Genomic DNA, 17,144 nt, shown 5'->3' with positions numbered 1-17,144 from the left:
TCCGTAAAGCTGAGGGGGTCGGGTGGCTGGAACTCCCGACGGGATCGGACCGCCGGAATCCGCGATTGTCGCCGGGCGGCGACCCGCCCGGACAGCCGCCGGGGTTATCTCCCCGCGCGAGGCTCTGTCAATCGAGGGGCAATTCGATGGTGGCGGCCAGCGGCACCTCGTCGATCCGCGCGGCGCTGGCGACGATGACGGCCCGTCCGGGCTGCTCTGCCAGGTCGGCCAGGGCACCCCACAGGGCGCGGACCGAGCCGGCGTCTAGCGCGGCCGTCGGCTCGTCCAGCAGCACCAGCGGGCGGCCCGAGGCAAGGGCCGCGGCCAGCCAGACCTTGCGCTTGGACCCCGTGGAGAGCATGTACATCGGCTTGTCGATGTGCGGTGGGAGGGAAAAGCCTTCGATCAGCGTCTGCCAGAGGGCTTCGTCGAAGCGGGCGTCGCCCTCGCGCAGGGTGGCGGTGCAAGCCCGCGCCGTGACCTGGTCGAAGCGGTCCGTGGCCGGGTCGACGAAGAAGACGCTGCGGCGATAAGCCTCGGGCGATGCATCGAGGCTTGTGCCCGCGACGGTCAGCCGGCCTTTCGTGGCGGGCAGAACGCCGGCGATCACCTGCAGCAGCGCCGATTTGCCGGCACCGGTGTCGCCATAAAGAAGCGTGACGCCGGAGCCGATGGAGGCGTTCCAGCCGTTGGCGATGGGGGTCTGGTCGGGGTAGGCGAAGCGCAGTGCCTCGATCTGGAGGAGGGGAGGAAGGGCGGAATTCATGGGCTGCCCCGACTTTACGTGGCTACCATCGTGGCCCATGAAAAAGCTGCTCACCCCCGGGGCTAGCGCCTTGCTGCTCGCCTTGTCGTTCGCCGGCCCCGCGCTGGCCGCCGCGCCCTCGGCGCAGGTCTTCGATGCGGTCAAGAAACCCGACGCCCTCGACGCCCAATGGCGCGCGCGCCTGTGCGCCCTGTTGCCGCAGCCCTGCGACGTGCAGGAGTTGACCTTGCACCGCCCCCGCGGCGCGGCACCCGCCGAGTACGTGGTCCTGTCGGGCGAGCCGTTGGCCATGGCGCGCGTCAGGCGCAGTGCGGATGCGGCGGGCTGGCAGCTCGACCGCCTGCACGATTTCTCGGCCTACGCGGCATCGACGAAGAAAGAGAACCCCGAGCGCGCCGACGTGCGCCTCTCGCTCGCGCCCGCGCTCTACCCATTGGCCGAAGGCAAATGGGCGGTGGCCGTGCTGCAGACGGTGTCGGAGGGATATTCGGGCGGCGGCGCGTCGTTCGACACCGCCGATTTCGTGCCGCTGGAGGGCGGCAAGGCGGTGCACGAAGGCATTCCGTTCTCGTGCTCGAAGATGGTCCGCGCCTGCTTCAGCGAGAAGGAATACAAGACGTCCAAGCACTGCCACGACGAGAGCTTCGGGAGCCTGCGCATCGCCTACGACGCACCCGCGAAGCCGGGCGCGCCCTACGGCTGGCAATACACCTGGCTGCAGAGCGAGTGGCCGCAGAACGAGCCGCGCAGCGCGACGACCACCACGCGCATCCACTTCACCGCGAAGACGACGGAGCGCGCGGGCTTCTGCGGCGGGCCGCAATGAGCCCTCGGGCAATTGCTGAAAGGGCCCGGCCTCAGTGCTTGGGCACGGTCACCGCGCCCACGTACAGCGTGCGCCCCGCGCCCAGCCCGGCGATCACCAGCGCGATGCCCAGCCCGACGAAGAGCCACGCCGAGGCGCGGAAGCTGCCGGTCCATCCGTGCAGCAGCCCGGCCAGCAGCGGCCCGCAGGCGGCCACCATGTAGCCCACGCCCTGCGCCATGCCCGAGAGGTGCGCGGCGATGTGCGAATCGCGCGAGCGCAGCACGATCATGGTGAGCGCGAGCGCGAAGGTGCCGCCCTGCGCGATGCCCAGCATCACGGCCCAGAGCCAGACACCGCCCAACGGTGCGAACAGCATCGCCAGCATCGCGCACACCGTGAGCAGCGACAGCACCACGCCCAGGCCGCGCTGGTTGCGCAGCTTCACGGCCAGCGCCGGCACCACCAGGCAGGTCACCACCTGCGTCATGACCGAGAGCGACACCACGTAGCCGGCCGTCTCGCTGCCCAGGCCCCGCTCGCGCAGGATCGGCGCGAGCCAGCCCATCACGATGTAGGCGAGGGCGGACTGCAGCCCCATGAAGAGCGTGACCTGCCACGCGAGGCGGTCGCGCCAGAGGCCCTGCACGGTGAAGCCCGATTCGCTCGCCACCGGCTTGAGCGGCAGCGCCTGCGGCGCCCAGATCAGCGTGACCAGGAGCGCCGGGATCGCCCACATGGCCAGCGCATAGGTCCACCCGCCGCCCAGCGCATGTTCGAGCGGCACCGTGAGGCCAGCGGCGCTCGCCGCGCCGCCGCACACCGCCATCGTGTAGAGGCCCATCATCAGCGCCGCCTGCTTGGCGAAGTCGCGCTTGACCAGGCCCGACAGCAGCACGTTCGACACCGCGATGCCGCTGCCCGCGATGGCCGAGGCCACGAACAGCAGCGGGATGTTGCCCGTGCCGCGCAGCACCGTGCCCACGAGGATCAGCACCATGCAGCCCAGCAGCGTGCGCTCGGTGCCGAAGCGCCGGCCGAGCCAGGGCGCGAGCGGCGCGAAGACGCCCAGGCACAGGATCGGCAGCGTGGTCAAGAGGCTTGCGGCCGTGGCCGAGAGGCCGGTGGCCTGGATGATCTCGGGCAGCACGACCGACAGGCTCGCGAACACCGGCCGCAGGTTGAAGGCGATCAGCACCACGCTCGCGCCGAGCAGGATGCGGCGCGCGAGGCTGGGCGTGGGGGTCGGGCGCGGCGCAGGCACGCTGTCGGCCTCGGCGTCGATAAGCAGTTCTTCGGTGGTGCTGCTGCTGGTATGGGAGGGCTGGTTGCGGTGCACGGCGCCGGCTTGCAAAGGAATCGCGCTCATGCCGTCCCCAGCGCCAGCATGTTGAGCATCGGCGCCATGAAGTTGCGCACGGCGGTCGCGGCGCGCTCCGGGTCGCGGCTCGCGATGGCTTCGACGATGGCGCGGTGCGCGGCCTCGTCGGGCTCGGGCAGGCTGGTGCCCATGCTGCTCGCGATCGTTTCCTTGATGTAGCCGGTGATGAAGCGGCAGGTCTCGGCCAGCGCGAGGTTGCCCGAGATGTCGACGATGGCCAGGTGGAAGGCGAGGTCGCGCTCGATGAAGCCCGCGCCGTCGTCGCCCGGTTCCGGCACGCCGCGTTTGTCGAGCAGGGTGTGCAGGCGGCGCAGGTCGCGCGCGGTGTGGCGCACCGCGGCGAGCCGGGCGGCCTCGACCTCGAGCGCGCGGCGCACCTCGAACTGGTCGCGCAGGCTGGCCAGGCGCATCTTCTGCAGGCTGGCCGAGGGGTCGTAGCCCGAGCGCACGTAGGTGCCCGAGCCCTGCCGCACTTCGAGGAGGCCACGCGAGACCAGCGTTTTCACCGCCTCGCGCACCGTGCCGCGGCTCACGCCCAGCAGTTGCGCGAGCTGCGGCTCGATGGGAATGCGCGTGCCGATGGCCCAGCGGCCCGCGGAGATTTCGTTGCGAATGCTGTCGGCGGCGGTGTCCGCCAGGGAGGTTCGGGGGGCGTGTGCCAGCATGTCTCGGAGCGCCTATTCATTGAATCATTGGATGAATTCTGACATTCACGCAAAGTCGCAGTCGGCCTCATGGGCTCTTGCGCTTGGCTCTTTGCGCGCGGGCCGTGCGGCTTCCGGGCCCGGTCAGCGGTTCTCGATGCTGGAGGGTTTCGACCTCTGCAGCGTCTGCCGCGGCTCGTCCAATTGCGCCATCAGTTCGGCGACCGCGCCCGCCACGCGGTCCTGCTGTTCGGAGACGGCGTCTGCATAGACGTCGATCTGGTTGTCGATGTTCAACTCGCGCCGGATCGCCACCATGATCGGCTGCATCTTCGTGTTGATGGCCTGCAGCCCCAGCATCAGGCTTTTGACGAACTCGCCGTGCAGCGCATGCCGCTCCACGTGCAGGGCCTGGCGCGTCTCGCTGTGGTCGCGCAGGAACTTGGTCTGGGTGTCCAGCGCGAGGTCGAGCGCGCGGCGCCGGGCTTCGTCGCTCTCGGCGTTGCCGGACGGGGCGAACTGGTCGATGGCCGTGAGCGCGCGCTTCTGCTCGGCCAGCGCGCCTTCGCAGAGCGTCGTGTAGAAGTCGATCTCGCTGAGCACCTGCTGGATCGGCTGGGCCGCGCCGATGAGCTTGAAATGCAGCGCGCTGAAGGTGCCGATGAGATCGGACACCAGCGCCGAGGTCTTGGCCTCCGACACCATCTGCAGCTTGGCCGCTGCCGCGAAGAAGCCCTGCAGCGGCTGCGCCGCGTCGGCCTTGTTCAGGTCCGCGGTCGGCAGCGAGCTCAGGTAGGAGCTCGCGTGCACGAACTGGTCGATCGCGTGCAGGTACACGTCGCGGCGCAGGTCCGCCAGGCGCTGGGCGGCCTTCTCGTCCTTGTCGTGCCGCAGCTGCCGCATGAAGTGCCGGGCGTTGTCGCGGTTGGCCACCTTCACGCCCCACAGGGCCAGCGCCGCCGCGATGAGCGCGGCCCAGAAGACATCGGGCACTTTCCGCAGGATGCCGAAGATGACGCCCGCGAAGACGAGGAAGTCACCCCAGAGTGCGGTCAATGAATCCATGAGGAGGCCGAGGGAGTGGGAGGCGGCGCCATCCTAAGCCAGTCGCGGCGCGGTGGATAGCTGGCGTTTGACCGGGTGGGTCGCCTGCTACCAACTGCCCGACGCGCCGCCGCCGCTGCTGGAGCCCCCGCTGCCCGACGATGAGGAAGACGAGGAGGACGAACTGTCGCTCGAAGAACTGCTGCTGCTGCTGCTGGACCAGCCGCTGTCACTGTCGTCGCTATCACTGCCGCTACCGTCGCTCTCCAGGTTGAAGGCTTTCGGCAGGAAGGCGAAGGCGGCGCTCACCGCGGCGACCAGCAGCATCGGCAGGCCCAACTCGTCGGCACCGCCCTGGTAGAAGGTGGTGCCCAGCACCGCCGTGGCCCCGAGCACGAAGACCAGGCGCACCCAGAAGCTTCGTGGACTCTCTCGCCAGGCGTTGCGTGCGCCGAGGCCAACCGCTGCGAGGTAGGCCAGCACGATCGCCGCGATCACCATGTACATCATGCCCAGCCCGATGTCGCCCCCGTCCATGAACTTGCCGGCGAAGGTCAGCGCCACGATCAGGAGCACCGCGATGGCGGTGACGATCCGGGCCAGCACCGAGCGGCTGCACGCGATTCCGAGGCCGAAACCGACCGGCGCGGGCAAAAACAGCAGCATTCCAAGCAGTGCGGGACTCACCAGTACGGTCGCCGCCACCAGGGGCGCGGCGGCCAGGAGGGCCATCGAGAACGGCCAGCGCCTGAACGGCGCCGATGCCGGCGCGGCCACGGGCGACGGCGGCCGCGAGCGTTCGGCGTTCTTGCGCCGCTTCTTTCTTTTTCCGGAGGCGTAGGTGTCTTCGACGGGCGTGCGCTGCGCGAGCCAGTCCTCGGCCGTGGGCGCCGGCTTCGCGCGCCGGCGGCCATGCCATGCGCCGACGGCGATGCTCCACAGCAGCACGCCGAAGAGCGCCCAGCCCGCGGGCGTGACGCCGCCCGCTTCGCGCGGTGCATCGTCCGTGGACGACTGCACTTCCTGCACCCCCTGCGCATCCTGAACCTGCGGCGCCTCGGTGCCGTACAGCGTGCCGCCGACGAGCAGCGACAGCGACTGCACCGCGGTGCGGATACCACCCGCGAAATCGCCGCTGCGAAAGCGCGGCGTCATCTGCTGGTCGATGATGCGGGCGGCCTGGATGTCGGTGATCCTGCCTTCCAGGCCCGTGCCCACTTCGATGCGCATGCGGCGGTCCTTCAGCGCCACCAGCAGCAGCACGCCGTCGTCCGCGTCCTCGCGCCCGAGCTTCCACTGCGCGAACGCGCGCGTGGCGAACTGCTCGATGGAATCCTCGCCGGTGGTCGGCACGATCAGCACGGCGAGCTGCGCCTCTGTGTCGCTCTCGAGCGCGTCGATCTGCTGGCGCAAGTCATCGGCCTCCGACGCCTGCAGTGTGTTCGTGAGATCGACCACGCGCGACGACATGGCGGGCACGGGCACGGGCTTGGCCTGAGCGGCCGGCAGCCAGGCCAGCATCGCGATGCATGCCAGAAGAAGACCGAACCAGCCGCCCAGTGCCTTCGCCTTCATCTGCGCGCGCTCTTGGTCACCACGCCCGCGCCGCGCACTTCGAGCCTGCGCTGGTCGACCACCTTGCCGGAGGCATCGACCAGCTCGATCACATGGCGCCCGGGCCAGGGCAGCCACTGCGCGCTGTTGCCGCGCGCAAAGGGCTTGCCGTCGATGCGCCACTGCACGCCGCGGCCCTCGGACTCGAAGCGCACGCGCTGGCGCAGCGGCGGGATGTCGGGGTCCAGCGCGATGATGGTGCCGTCCGAGGGCGCGGTGATGCGCGCGGCGAAGGCGTCGGTCGCCATGCCGGTATCGAGCGCGAAGAGCGGCTGCTCGGTGCCCTGCAGGAACCACTCGCTGCGCGCCGCCTCGATGGCGTTGCCGTCGGCGGCGGGGCCGAATTCGACACGCGCCTCGACGAGGCCGGCGGGCGGCGCGGGCGCGCGGCTGGGCTCGCGCGCGTGCAGGAAGCGCATCACCTCGGCCCACACGGGCGCCGCGCCGCTGGTGCCGCTCACGTCCCACATCGACGCGCCGCTCGCGTTGCCCACCCACACGCCGACCGTGTAGCGCTGCGACCAGCCCACCGCCCAGTTGTCGCGCATGTCCTTGCTGGTGCCGGTTTTCACCGCGGTCCAGAAGCGCGTCGAGAGGATGCTGTCCAGGCCGAAGGTGCGCGTGCGCGCGTTCGGGTCGGAGAGGATGTCGCCGACGATGAAGGCGGCGCGCGGATCGAGCAGCGGCGCAGCAGCCGCGGTCTTCGCCTTGTCGGCGGCCGACGCCGGTGGCCGCGCGGTCAGCGTCGTCGTGCCGTAGCGCCCGCCATTGGCGAGCATGCGGTAGGCGTTGGCGAGCGACAGCAGCGACACCTCGGCGCTGCCGAGCGCGAGGCTGTAGCCGTAGTAGTCGCCGCTCTCGCGCAGTGGCAGCCCGGTTGCGCGCAGGCTCCGCGCGAACGACTCGGGCGACACCATCACCAGCGTGCGCACCGCCGGCACGTTGAGCGATGCGGCCAGCGCGGTGCGTGCGGAGACGGGGCCCTTGAACTGCCGGTCGTAGTTCTGCGGAATGTAGAGGCCGCTCGCGGTGCTGATCTGCGCCGACGAGTCCTCGATCAGCGAGGCCGCGGTGAGCCGCTTCTCGGCGATCGCCTGGCCGTAGAGCAGCGGCTTGAGCGTGGAGCCCGGCTGGCGCAGCGCGGTCACGCCATCGACCTCGGCCGCCTGGCTCAGCGGGCCGGAAGAGCCGACCCAGGCGAGCACTTCGCCGCTCGCGTTGTCGAGCACCACGAGCGCGCCGTCTTCCACATGGCGGTCGCGCAGCTCGCGCAGGTGGCGCTGCAGGGAGTCGAGCGCGAAGCGCTGCAGCGGGGCGCGCAGCGTGGTGCGAACGCTGGTTTCCTTGTTCTTCGGCGGGGCGGCGGGCGCGGTGGCTCCCGCATCTCGCAACTCACGCAGCACGCGCCGCGCGGCATGTGGCGCAATGCCCTCGTTCGCATCGAAGGCGCGCCGCTGCACCGCGGCGCTCGCGAACATGTCGACCGCATCGCAATCGACTTTCTGCTCGGGCTCCATTGCGCGCAGCACCTCGCACGCGCGCTGCGCGACGAGGGCGGGCTTGGCGTTGGGCGCGCGCACCAGCGCCGCGGCCACGGCGGCCTCGCGCGCATCCAGGCCGCTCGGCGCCTTGCTGAAGAGGGTGCGCGAGAGCGCATCGATGCCCACGATCTCGCCGCGGAACGGCACGGTGTTCAGGTACGCCTCCAGGATCTGGTCCTTGCGCCAGTTGCGCTCCAGCTGCGCGGCGGCCACGGTCTGGCCGATCTTCTGCGTGAAGCTGCGGCCGCCCGAGGCGCGGCGCAGGTCGTCGTCGAGCAGGCCCGACAGCTGCATCGTGATGGTCGATGCGCCCCGCGTACGCGTGTTCCAGAGGTTGCCCCAGGCCGCGGATGACACCGCGCGCCAGTCGATGCCGCTGTGTTCGTAGAAGCGCCGGTCCTCGCTCAGCACCATGGCTGTGCGCAGGGCCGGCGACACGTCGGCCAGCGCGATCCACTGGCCGCGCCGCACGGTGGCGTCGGTGCGCACGCGCTGCAGCAGCTCGCCGTTGCGGTCGAGCACGGCGGTGTCGGAGGAGCGGAAATCGCGCTTCACGTCGTCGAAGGTGACGAGCGCCCAGGCCGGGTGCGCGCAGGCCACGGACAACACGGCCACGGCGAGCGCCCTGCGGGTGGGCGTGAAAAGCGCAAGCAACTGCATCGAAAGGTGAGGGTGATTCAGGGGGCGGTTGCCCGCATTCTCCGCGAAGCACCACGGGAACCTCGCCTACTCGGCAACGGGCGCCTTGCCGCCTTGCCGGCACGCGGGCGCGGGGCCAAAGTTCACACCAGATTCCACATCCGGTAACGAACTTCACGCGACGGCTTCCATCGGGAAACCCAACGTGTACCGGCGTGGCCTTCAATGCCCTACCGGCTCGCTGGAGGCGAGCCCGGTTTCATAACCACTCCAAGGAGAACGCATCATGATGATGAAGACACTGACGATCGTGCTGGCCGCATCGGCCGCCCTGGCCGGTTGCGTGGTCGCACCGTACGACAACAACCCGCCGCCGCGCGCTTACCGCGACCGCGATCGCGACGGCGTTCCGAACCGCGCCGACCGCGACCGCGATGGCGATGGGGTTCCGAACCGCTACGACCGCGCGCCGAACAACCCCAACCGCTGAAGCAAAAAAGGCCGCGAAGCTCTGCGCTTCGCGGCCTTTTTTTCGAGCGGGCCGCCTTAGGCCCGCCTTAGACCCGCCTTACCCCGGCCGGCGCGCCATCAGCGCCCAGAGGCCTGCCGCGCTCAGCAGCGAACCCCCCGTGAGATTGAAACGCCGCTGCGCGCGCGGCGAGGAGAGCAGCTTGCGCGCCGAGCCCGCGAACACCGCATACAGCGTCGCGTTCAGCGCGGCCATCGCCACGAAGGTCACGGCCAGCACCCACATCTGCCGCGTCACGTCGGCCGCGGGGCTGATGAACTGCGGCAGGAACGCCACGAAGAAAACGATGCCCTTGGGGTTGAGCGCCGTCACCAGGTAGGTGTTGGCGAAGAGCCTCCAGCGCGAGGCCGGCGCCGCGGGCGCGGCCATCTCGGTGGAGGTGATCCCCGCGCGCATCAGGCGGATGCCCAGGTACAGCAGGTACAGCCCGCCCACCCACTTGACCACCGTGAACCAGAAGGCCGAGGTCGCCAGCAGCGCGCCCAGGCCCAGCAGCGAGACGACCAGCGCGGTCGAGTCGCCCAGCGCCACCGCGGCGATGAGCGGCACGTTGGCGCGGCGCCCGTGCGACATGGAGTAGCTGATCACTGTGAGGATGGTCGGCCCGGGAATGATCAGCAGCACAGCGGAGGCCGCGACGAAGGCGAGCCAGAGTTCGATAGGCATGAGGTTGTCTCCTGTGGGGGTGAATGTTTGTGGGGAGCGACGTGCTGCGTCAGGTGCCGATGGCCGCGCGCGCGACGTGCCAGGTGCCGCGGTGTCCGTCCACGTAGCTGATCGGCGAGCTGGTCAGCTCGTCCAGTTCCACGTCGTCCAGGCAGGTCACGTTCACGCCGTAGGCGCTGGCGCCGGTTTCGGGCGAGTGGCCCACGCCGAAGGAGCGCACGCGGCAGTGGCGGCACACGATGTAGTGGCTGTTGCGGGTGTCCAGCATCTGGTCGCTGAGTTCGGATTCGCCTTCGAGCAGGCGGAAGGCATCGGTCGCGACGATGGCCGGCCAGAAGCGCGTCTGGGTGCAGATGGCGCAGTTGCACCGCAGGGTGCCCAGGGTGAGGTCGATGTCGGCTTCGAATCGCACGGCGCCGCAGTGGCAGCCGCCGGTGTAGGTCTTTTTCATGTGCGTGTCGGTTGCATCTGGCAACACGCAAACACGATATCAAACGCCGCGCCGGCAAGCGTCGGCGAGGGCTTTTCAGGCGGGCGCGGTGCCGAACCGGGCCGCCGACCGGGCCTTCGCGCGTTCCGCCTCGACCGCGCGGTCCTTCGGCTCGGCCGTGGTGACGAGCGAATCGATCAGGCGCGCCGCGGTCGCGGCCACCTCGTCGACCGCGCGCTCGAAGGCCTCTTCATTGGCCTTGGAGGGCACGCTGAAACCGCTGAGCTTGCGCACGAACTGCAGCGCGGCGGCGCGTATCTCCTGCTCGGTGGCGGGGGGCTCGAAGTTGTAGAGGGTCTTGATGCTTCTGCACATGGGCGCTCTCTCCAAATTGCAGTGAAGGTTTCAGTCTAGCGAAGCAGTGCCATCCTGAAAGCGTCGTGGTAAATGCCGTCGATGAGGCTGGCGCGCCGGGCGAGCCCTTCGTGTTCGAAGCCGAGGCGCTCGTACAGCGCCTTGGCGTTCAGGTTGTCCGCGCGCACCGAGAGCTCGATGCGGGTCAGCCCGCGGGTCCACGACCGGTCGATCGCCGCCTGCAGCAGCTGCGTGCCCAGGCCCCGGCCGCGCGCCTCGGGCAAGAGGGCGATGCCCAGGATGCCGATGTGCGCGCGCGAATGCCCGAAGACCGGCGACACGTCGCACCAGCCCACGACCCGGTCGCCGGCATCGACGGCCACGACATGCGGAAAGCCCTCGGCCAGCACGTTGCGATAGAACGCGAGCGATCGCTCCCACGGCGGCGCCTGGATCTGCGCGAGGTACTTCTTTTCGCGAGCGACCGTGTCGAGCGCCCGGTACAGGCTCTCGAAATGGCGCTCTTCGGTCGAGACGATGGAATGAACGGTCATGCGTGAAGCCTCGTTTCCAGTTGCTCCTTCACCGCCGGCCACTCGTCGTCGATGATGCTGAAGCGCACCGAGTTGCGCCTGCGGCCGTTGGGCATGATCCGCTCGTGGCGCACGATGCCCTCCTGCTTCGCGCCCAGCCGCAGGATGGCCGCGCGCGATGCCGCGTTGATCTCGTCGGTGGTGAACTGCACGCGCACGCAGGCCATCGCCTCGAAGGCGTGGCACAGCATCAGGTACTTGGCCTCGGTGTTGACGAAGCTCTTCTGCCACGAGGCCGCGATCCAGGTGCTGCCGATCTCCAGCTTGCGGTGGATGGGGTCGATCTTCCAGAAGCGCGTGGAGCCGATGACGCGGCCGGTCTCGCGCAGCACGGTCGCGAAGGGCATCACGGTGCCGGCGGTCTTTCCTTGCAGGGCATTGCCGATGTACGCATCGACCGTCTCGGCCGAAGGCACGACGGTGAACGGTAGTTGCCAGAGTTCGCCGTCGGCGGCGGCGTCGATGAGCGCCGGCGCGTCGGACGCAAGCAGAGGGCGCAAAAGAATGCGCGAGCCGGTGAGGGTGGGTTGCGAATGCGGCATTCGCAAGACGATAGCCGAACCGGCGCGCACTCCTCTCGCGGCGCCGGTCCGCTTCAGGCGAAACGCAGCGCTTGCTCCACCGCCAGCGCCACGGCCGCGAGCCGCGCATCGTCGCCGCGCACCGACGAGAGCATCAGCCCCACGGGCAGTTCGTCCGGCGCATGGAACGGCAGGCTGAACGCGCAGCCGTCCAGGAAGTTGATCGCGAAGGTGTTGCGCAGCAAGAGGCCGTTGGCCTGGAAGAACGCCGCGTCCTCGGCCAGCGACGCGATGGGCGGCGCGACGATCGGCACCGTCGGGCAGATGAGCGCGTCGAAGCCTTCGAGTGCGTGTTCGACGCGGCCGATCCAGTCGCGCCGGCGGTCCTGCATGACGATGTAGTCCGCGGCGCGCACCTCGGTGCCGAGCGCGATGCGTGCGGCCACGCGCGAGTCGAAACCCTCGCGCTTCGCGGCAAAGCGTTCGCGATGCACGGCCGATGCTTCCACTGGCGAGAAGCCGCCCGGCGCGTTGATCGACGCGATCTCCGCAAGCTCCGCCAGCGTGATGTCGACCACCTGCGCGCCCGCCGCCGACAGCGCCTGCACCGAGCGCTCGAAGGCGCGCGCGACCGAGGGCTCGACGCCGTCGAACATCAGCGTGCGCGGCACCGCCAGGCGCAGGCCCGCGAGCGGACGGCGGCGCACCGCGAGCGGCGCATCGGCAATGGCCGCATCGGCGACGAGGCAGTCCTCGACGCTGCGCGCCATCGCGCAGACGGTGTCCAGCGAACGTGCGAGCTCGAAGGCGCCCGTGCGCGGCACGCGCGACTGCGTGCTCTTGAAGCCCACGAGCCCGCAGAGCGCGGCCGGGATGCGGATCGATCCGCCGGTGTCCGACCCCAGCCCCGCGACCGCGAGGCCCAGCGCCACCGACACGGCAGCACCTGAAGACGATCCACCCGGAATTCGCGGCGTATCCGCATCGGCAGGGTTGTGCGACGTGCCGTAGTGCGGGTTGATGCCCACGCCCGAGAACGCGAACTCCGTCATGTTGGTCTTGCCGACGATGGCCGCGCCCTGCGTGCGCAGCCGCGCCACGGCCACCGCGTCGCGCGCGGCCGGCGGCTCGCCCGCGCAGACGGCGGAGCCGGCCATCGTGGTTTCGCCCGCGACGTCGTACAGGTCCTTGACCGACACCGGCAGGCCCGCGAGTGCGCCGAGCTGCACGCCGGCCTTCTGCGCCGCATCCGCATGGCGCGCCGCAGCGAGCGCCGCATCGGCGTAGGTCTTCGTGAACACATGCTGCGCGGAGGGCAGCGCGGTCGCGTCGAGCACCTCGTGGACGAGCGCTTCATGCGTCAGCTCGCCGCGCGCGATGCGTTCGCGCAGCGCGGCGATGGAAAGGTTACCGGTGCCGCGCATCACGCCACCACCGGCAGTGCGTTCACCGCATAGCGGTGCACGATGCGCCGCTGCAGGCGCGGGTCGTGCAGCTCGATCTCCATCTGCGACGCGGGGCGGATGCCTTCGCCCTTCGCATTGGGCAGTGCGCCGAGCGTGCCGCAGGTCATGAAGAGGCCCTCGGGCGCCGCATCCGCGCCCGGCATGCCGTCGCGCAATGCGGCCAGCGGGCGGATCGATGCGAGCGTGCCGCGTTGGTAATCGACCCAACGGCCGTCTTCGAGGATGCGCGAGTGCAGTTCGATCTCGTCCTGGTGCGCCTGCAGGTCGCGCCAGCGCCAGGCCACCTGGGCCACGGGCTTGGCGCACATCTGCTTGGAGACCGCGACCGAGTAGCTCTCGACCTGGCGGTCGGTGTGGTCCGAGGCGACGCTCAGCCACCACTCGCCTTGCGAGAAAAAGAACACGGGCTCGGCCTCGCCGGAGCTCTGGTCGCCCAGCGCCTCTATGGCGCTGGACTGGGTCAATAGCTGCGCGGCCACCCGGTAGTACAACGGCACGCTCGAAGGGCGCGGCACGCCGATGGCGGCCAGCTCTTCGATGTGGTGTTCGATGGCCGCGACGTCGCGGCCTGTCCATCCGGCCACCACCAGCGCGGTGGGTTCGACGGAACGCAGTTCGATGGCGCGGGCGCCGTCGGCGCTCACGGTTTCGCAGGCAAAACGAAGAGGCATGGCGATCTCAGGCTTCCAGGGGTTTCTTGGCGGTTTCGCGCGCGATGACGAGCGCGACCAGCGTGATGCAGAGCGCCACCGTCACATACAGCGACACGGCCACCGTGCTGCCCCACGACTTGTAGAGGCTCGCGATGATGAGCGGCGCGAAGCCGCCGCCCAGGATGCCGGCCAGCGTGTAGGCGAGCGACGAGCCGGCATAGCGCACGCGGCCCGGGAACTGCTCGGTCACGAAGGCGGCTTGGGGGCCGTACATGATCGCGTGGATGATCAGGCCGACCACCACCGCCGCGCAGATCGCGATCGGCTGGGCGCTGTTCATCAGCACGAAGAACACGAAGGCCCAGACGATGCCCAGCAGTGCGCCCGCGATGTACACGGGCTTGCGGCCGATGCGGTCCGAGAGGCTGCCGAAGTAGGGCACCGCGATCGCGTTGCAGGCCGCGCCGATCATCGTCGCGGTGAGCGCGAGCGGCCGCGAGAGATGCAGCACCGTCGTCACGTAGGTGAGCGTGAACACCACCACCAGCGCATACAGAACGTCGGAGCCGATGCGCGAACCGCCGGCCACCAGCAGGCGGCGCCAGTGCTGGGTGAACACTTCCTTCACGGGCGTCTTGGCGGTGGCCTTCTTCTGTTCCATCTCGAGGAACACCGGCGTTTCTTCCACGCCGCTGCGCAGCCACAGGCCGAACAGCACCAGCGCGACGCTGGAGATGAACGGAATGCGCCAGCCCCAGGCCATGAAGTCTTCCGGGCTCAGCCAGGCCGACACGGCCGCGATGAAGCCGGTGCCGATCAGCGTGCCGAACGACGGGCCGATCTGCGTGAACGAGGCGTTGCGGCCGCGCTCGTTGGGCTTGCCGTGTTCCATCGACAAGAGCACCGCGCCGGCCCATTCGCCGCCGAGCGCCACGCCCTGCACGAAGCGCAGCGCGACCAGCGCGACCGGCGCCCAGATGCCCCAGGTCGCGTAGGTCGGCAGCAGCCCCATCAGGCCGGTCGAGACGCCCATGATGACCAGCGTGGCCACCAGCACGAAGCGCCGCCCGAGCCGGTCGCCCAGGTGCCCGAACACCACGCCGCCCAGCGGGCGCGAGATGTAGCCGACCGCGTAGGTCGAGAACGCGAGGATGGTGCCCGTGAGCGGGTCGAACGACGGGAAGAACACCGCGTTGAAGACCAGCGCGGCCATGATGTTGTAGACGGTGAAGTCGTACCACTCCAGCGTGGTGCCGATGGAGCTGGCCATCGCGAGCCGGCCCATCTTGGGCGGTGCCGCGGCGGTGGCCGGGGCCTTGAGAACGTGTTCGGTCATGGAGATGCCCTTGTTCAATGAAGAGGAGAAATGCGAGGAGACGTGATCAGTTCAGCTCGGCCGCGCTCAGCTTCCAGCCGAGTGCGAGCAGCCAGCCGGTGGCCGGGTCGGCGTCGAGCGCGATGGCTGCGGCGGTGCGTGCGGTGCGCGCTGCATCAACGCTGCTGGTTTCGACGACCAGCATCGGCTGCAGCACGCGGCCTTCGGTGGCTTCGCGCGGTAGCGGCGTGCTGAGCGTGGTGTCGGGTGCCAGCAGGTACGACTGCACGAAACCTGCCTGTTCGGCGAGCTGGCGGCCGGTTGCGGCGGCGCGCGCGGCGAGCGCCTCGACATCACCGGTGACCGCCAGCGGCAGCACGACCGCATGGCTGCCGCTGCCGAAACCCGTCACCGCCCGCACGGCGCACACGCGGCGGATCGGCTGGCGCATGCGGTCGAGGTTGGCGATGGACCACGGCGTCTGCTTCTCGAACGCGGCGCGGTAGCCCGGCGAGCCGAACACGGCCAGCGATTCGGTGCGATACAGCCCCAGGTACTTGCGCCCGCCTTCGAGCGAGAAATAACGCGCGCCCGAGAGGAAGCCGGGGATGCGCACGCGCTCTTCCACGTGCTCCCTGTCGTACCAGCGGTTGAAGTCGGCCTCGTCGGCCGGCTCGACGTCGGACGCGACGAAGAGCATGCCGTTCGCGTTCGCTGCGGAGGAGGAAAGGTCAGGTGTGTTCATGGCGGCGGAAGAGGAGGCGGGCCTTCGAAAATTGAAGGCGCGATCTTCCGTCGCGAGGTCGGACTGTCACAAACGAGTTTTTTTGGGCGACAGCCACAAGAATTACTGGCCCCTTTTCGGGGCCGGAATGCGCCGTTTTGAGGGTTAACCCTCTGAAGCCGCGCTCCAGGTTGGTGCGATTGCCGAGGTCGTGAACTGGTCGGAGGCCCGGCAGGCCAACTCGGCCACGAGCCGGATCGCGTCGGAGTCGGCCGCTTCCAGGTGGCTCACCACGATGCGCTGCGGCGAGATGAGCGCATCGCACTCGATGATCCGCACGTCGCCAATGGCCACGTATTCGTAGCAGGGCGGCAGCGGCACCAGCGCATTGCCGAAGCCCGCCTTCACGAGCCGCGCGAGCGCCGAGATCGAGCTCACGCAGTGCACCTTGCCCAGAGGAATGCCCGCCGCGCGAAACAGGTTCTTGAGCGCCTCGTGCGGCTGCGAGCCGGGGCTCATCGTGAGCACGGGCTGGCGCAGCAGCTGCTCGACGGTCTGCGTGCCCTCGGCGCCGGGCGGGCCGACCCAGCCCATCGGCATCGGCAGGCACGGCGTGCTCACGATGCCCGCGCCGGCGATGTGGTCGGTCTGCAGCGCGATATCGAGCGCCCCTTCGCGCAGGCCCCGGTGCAGCGCGAGCGTGGTCTCGGAAGTCAGCTGCACCTCGATGCCTGGATATGTGGAGCGCAGGTTGGTCAGAAAGCCCAGCAGCCACGTGTGAACCACCGTCTCGATGGCACCGATGCGCACCAGCCCGAGGATGTCGCCGCGCGGGCGACCGAGCGAGACGATCTCGCGGCGCAGCTCGAGCAGCCGCTCGCCGTAGTCCATGAGCCGCACGCCCACGGGCGTGAGCCTGAGCTCGCGCGCGTCGCGCTCGAAGAGGCGCGCGCCGATGTCTTCTTCCAGCGAAGCCACGCGGTTGGACACCGCCGCCTGCGTGATGTGAAGCCGGTCGCTCGCCGCGCGAAAGCTGCCCAGCCGCGCGGCCCAGAGGAAGGCTTCGACAAATCTTGTATTCATGAGGGCACCTGCGGGGCATTTTGCCCGCAACGCGCCCTGCGATGACGCTCGCGCAATGCGAGCCCGGTTATCGGGTTCGCTTCTTGTCGAAGAACGCCTGGCGCCAAGGCATCACCTCGACGGAGGCGAACAGCTGGCCGCTGTTGAAAGGGTCTTCGCTCGCGAAGGCCTGCGCTGCTTGCGGATCGTCGGTGTCCACGACGATGAGGCCGCCGATCGGCTGGCCGTCGGCGTCCAGCAGCGCGCCGCCGGCCAGCATCATGTGCTGGCGAGCGATGAGGTAGTCCAGGTGGGCGGGCTTGAGCGCCGCGCGCAGCGCCTGCGCGTTCGGCTTGTCGAGGGCGATGATGGCGAATGGCATGGGGGCTTGCGGGCT

At 69.6% G+C, this 17,144-nt stretch carries 19 protein-coding genes; 2 read left to right on the top strand and 17 right to left on the bottom strand.

Annotation, left to right across the window (positions count from 1 at the left end; genetic code table 11):
- Positions 1-127: 127 nt before the first annotated feature.
- A complete protein-coding gene (locus tag ACZYRS_RS25880) occupies positions 128-766 on the bottom strand; it encodes an ABC transporter ATP-binding protein (protein ID WP_463421512.1) in 639 nt (212 codons plus the stop codon).
- 37 nt (positions 767-803) lie between these two features.
- Here ACZYRS_RS25880 and ACZYRS_RS25875 point away from each other — a divergent pair, with 37 nt between their 5' ends.
- Positions 804-1,592, top strand: coding sequence for a hypothetical protein (locus tag ACZYRS_RS25875; protein WP_463421511.1), 789 nt, complete (start codon positions 804-806; stop codon positions 1,590-1,592).
- A 31-nt stretch (positions 1,593-1,623) separates the two neighbouring features.
- On the opposite strand, the gene ACZYRS_RS25870 is transcribed toward ACZYRS_RS25875, so the two are convergent.
- From ACZYRS_RS25870 to pbpC, 5 genes are all read right to left on the bottom strand, one after another.
- Positions 1,624-2,940, bottom strand: coding sequence for a CynX/NimT family MFS transporter (locus ACZYRS_RS25870; RefSeq protein WP_463421510.1), 1,317 nt, complete (start codon positions 2,938-2,940; stop codon positions 1,624-1,626).
- Entirely contained in the window at positions 2,937-3,617 is a 681-nt protein-coding gene (locus ACZYRS_RS25865) for a FadR/GntR family transcriptional regulator (RefSeq protein ID WP_198785757.1), read from the bottom strand. The genes ACZYRS_RS25870 and ACZYRS_RS25865 overlap by 4 nt, the downstream gene beginning before the upstream one ends.
- Positions 3,618-3,740: 123 nt before the next feature.
- The gene (locus tag ACZYRS_RS25860; RefSeq protein WP_463421509.1) at positions 3,741-4,661 is read right to left on the bottom strand and encodes a hypothetical protein; all 921 of its coding nucleotides are present in this window, start codon (positions 4,659-4,661) and stop codon (positions 3,741-3,743) included.
- Between the two features lie 87 nt (positions 4,662-4,748).
- Positions 4,749-6,215: a TPM domain-containing protein gene (locus tag ACZYRS_RS25855; protein ID WP_463421508.1), complete on the bottom strand. Its 1,467-nt coding sequence runs from the start codon at positions 6,213-6,215 to the stop codon at positions 4,749-4,751.
- Positions 6,212-8,455 (bottom strand): penicillin-binding protein 1C, encoded by a 2,244-nt coding sequence (gene pbpC / locus ACZYRS_RS25850; RefSeq protein ID WP_463421507.1) that lies wholly within the window; start codon positions 8,453-8,455, stop codon positions 6,212-6,214. The genes ACZYRS_RS25855 and pbpC overlap by 4 nt, the downstream gene beginning before the upstream one ends.
- Positions 8,456-8,720: 265 nt before the next feature.
- Here pbpC and ACZYRS_RS25845 point away from each other — a divergent pair, with 265 nt between their 5' ends.
- Complete coding sequence (locus ACZYRS_RS25845; RefSeq protein ID WP_443083341.1) at positions 8,721-8,924, top strand: thrombospondin type 3 repeat-containing protein; 204 nt, start codon at positions 8,721-8,723, stop codon at positions 8,922-8,924.
- A 78-nt stretch (positions 8,925-9,002) separates the two neighbouring features.
- Here ACZYRS_RS25845 and ACZYRS_RS25840 read toward each other — a convergent pair whose 3' ends face one another.
- The 11 genes from ACZYRS_RS25840 to ACZYRS_RS25790 form a co-directional block, all read right to left on the bottom strand.
- Complete coding sequence (locus tag ACZYRS_RS25840) at positions 9,003-9,629, bottom strand: LysE family translocator (RefSeq protein ID WP_093443159.1); 627 nt, start codon at positions 9,627-9,629, stop codon at positions 9,003-9,005.
- Positions 9,630-9,678: 49 nt separating this feature from the next.
- Positions 9,679-10,080 (bottom strand): GFA family protein, encoded by a 402-nt coding sequence (locus tag ACZYRS_RS25835; protein WP_198785753.1) that lies wholly within the window; start codon positions 10,078-10,080, stop codon positions 9,679-9,681.
- 75 nt (positions 10,081-10,155) lie between these two features.
- Positions 10,156-10,434 (bottom strand): DUF2277 domain-containing protein, encoded by a 279-nt coding sequence (locus tag ACZYRS_RS25830; protein WP_013539925.1) that lies wholly within the window; start codon positions 10,432-10,434, stop codon positions 10,156-10,158.
- A 35-nt stretch (positions 10,435-10,469) separates the two neighbouring features.
- Positions 10,470-10,967, bottom strand: coding sequence for an N-acetyltransferase family protein (locus tag ACZYRS_RS25825; protein ID WP_463421506.1), 498 nt, complete (start codon positions 10,965-10,967; stop codon positions 10,470-10,472).
- Positions 10,964-11,548, bottom strand: a complete 585-nt coding sequence (locus tag ACZYRS_RS25820) for a GNAT family N-acetyltransferase (protein WP_463421505.1) — start codon at positions 11,546-11,548, stop codon at positions 10,964-10,966. The genes ACZYRS_RS25825 and ACZYRS_RS25820 overlap by 4 nt, the downstream gene beginning before the upstream one ends.
- Positions 11,549-11,601: 53 nt before the next feature.
- Positions 11,602-12,951 (bottom strand): amidase, encoded by a 1,350-nt coding sequence (locus ACZYRS_RS25815; protein WP_463421504.1) that lies wholly within the window; start codon positions 12,949-12,951, stop codon positions 11,602-11,604.
- A complete protein-coding gene (locus tag ACZYRS_RS25810) occupies positions 12,951-13,664 on the bottom strand; it encodes a DUF2848 domain-containing protein (RefSeq protein WP_463421503.1) in 714 nt (237 codons plus the stop codon). The genes ACZYRS_RS25815 and ACZYRS_RS25810 overlap by 1 nt, the downstream gene beginning before the upstream one ends.
- Positions 13,665-13,671: 7 nt before the next feature.
- The gene (locus tag ACZYRS_RS25805; RefSeq protein WP_198785749.1) at positions 13,672-14,982 is read right to left on the bottom strand and encodes an MFS transporter; all 1,311 of its coding nucleotides are present in this window, start codon (positions 14,980-14,982) and stop codon (positions 13,672-13,674) included.
- A 46-nt stretch (positions 14,983-15,028) separates the two neighbouring features.
- Positions 15,029-15,706 carry a hypothetical protein gene (locus tag ACZYRS_RS25800; protein ID WP_463421502.1) on the bottom strand — a complete coding sequence of 226 codons (678 nt, stop codon included), beginning with the start codon at positions 15,704-15,706 and terminating at the stop codon, positions 15,029-15,031.
- Positions 15,707-15,850: 144 nt separating this feature from the next.
- Positions 15,851-16,768: a LysR family transcriptional regulator gene (locus tag ACZYRS_RS25795; protein ID WP_198785747.1), complete on the bottom strand. Its 918-nt coding sequence runs from the start codon at positions 16,766-16,768 to the stop codon at positions 15,851-15,853.
- Positions 16,769-16,835: 67 nt separating this feature from the next.
- The gene (locus tag ACZYRS_RS25790) at positions 16,836-17,129 is read right to left on the bottom strand and encodes a YciI family protein (protein WP_463421501.1); all 294 of its coding nucleotides are present in this window, start codon (positions 17,127-17,129) and stop codon (positions 16,836-16,838) included.
- Positions 17,130-17,144 lie beyond the last annotated feature (15 nt).

Source organism: Variovorax sp. AC194, assembly GCF_979257995.1.
The sequence above is the reverse complement of the archived record's forward strand: the minus strand, read 5'-3'. Positions and strand labels throughout refer to the sequence as shown.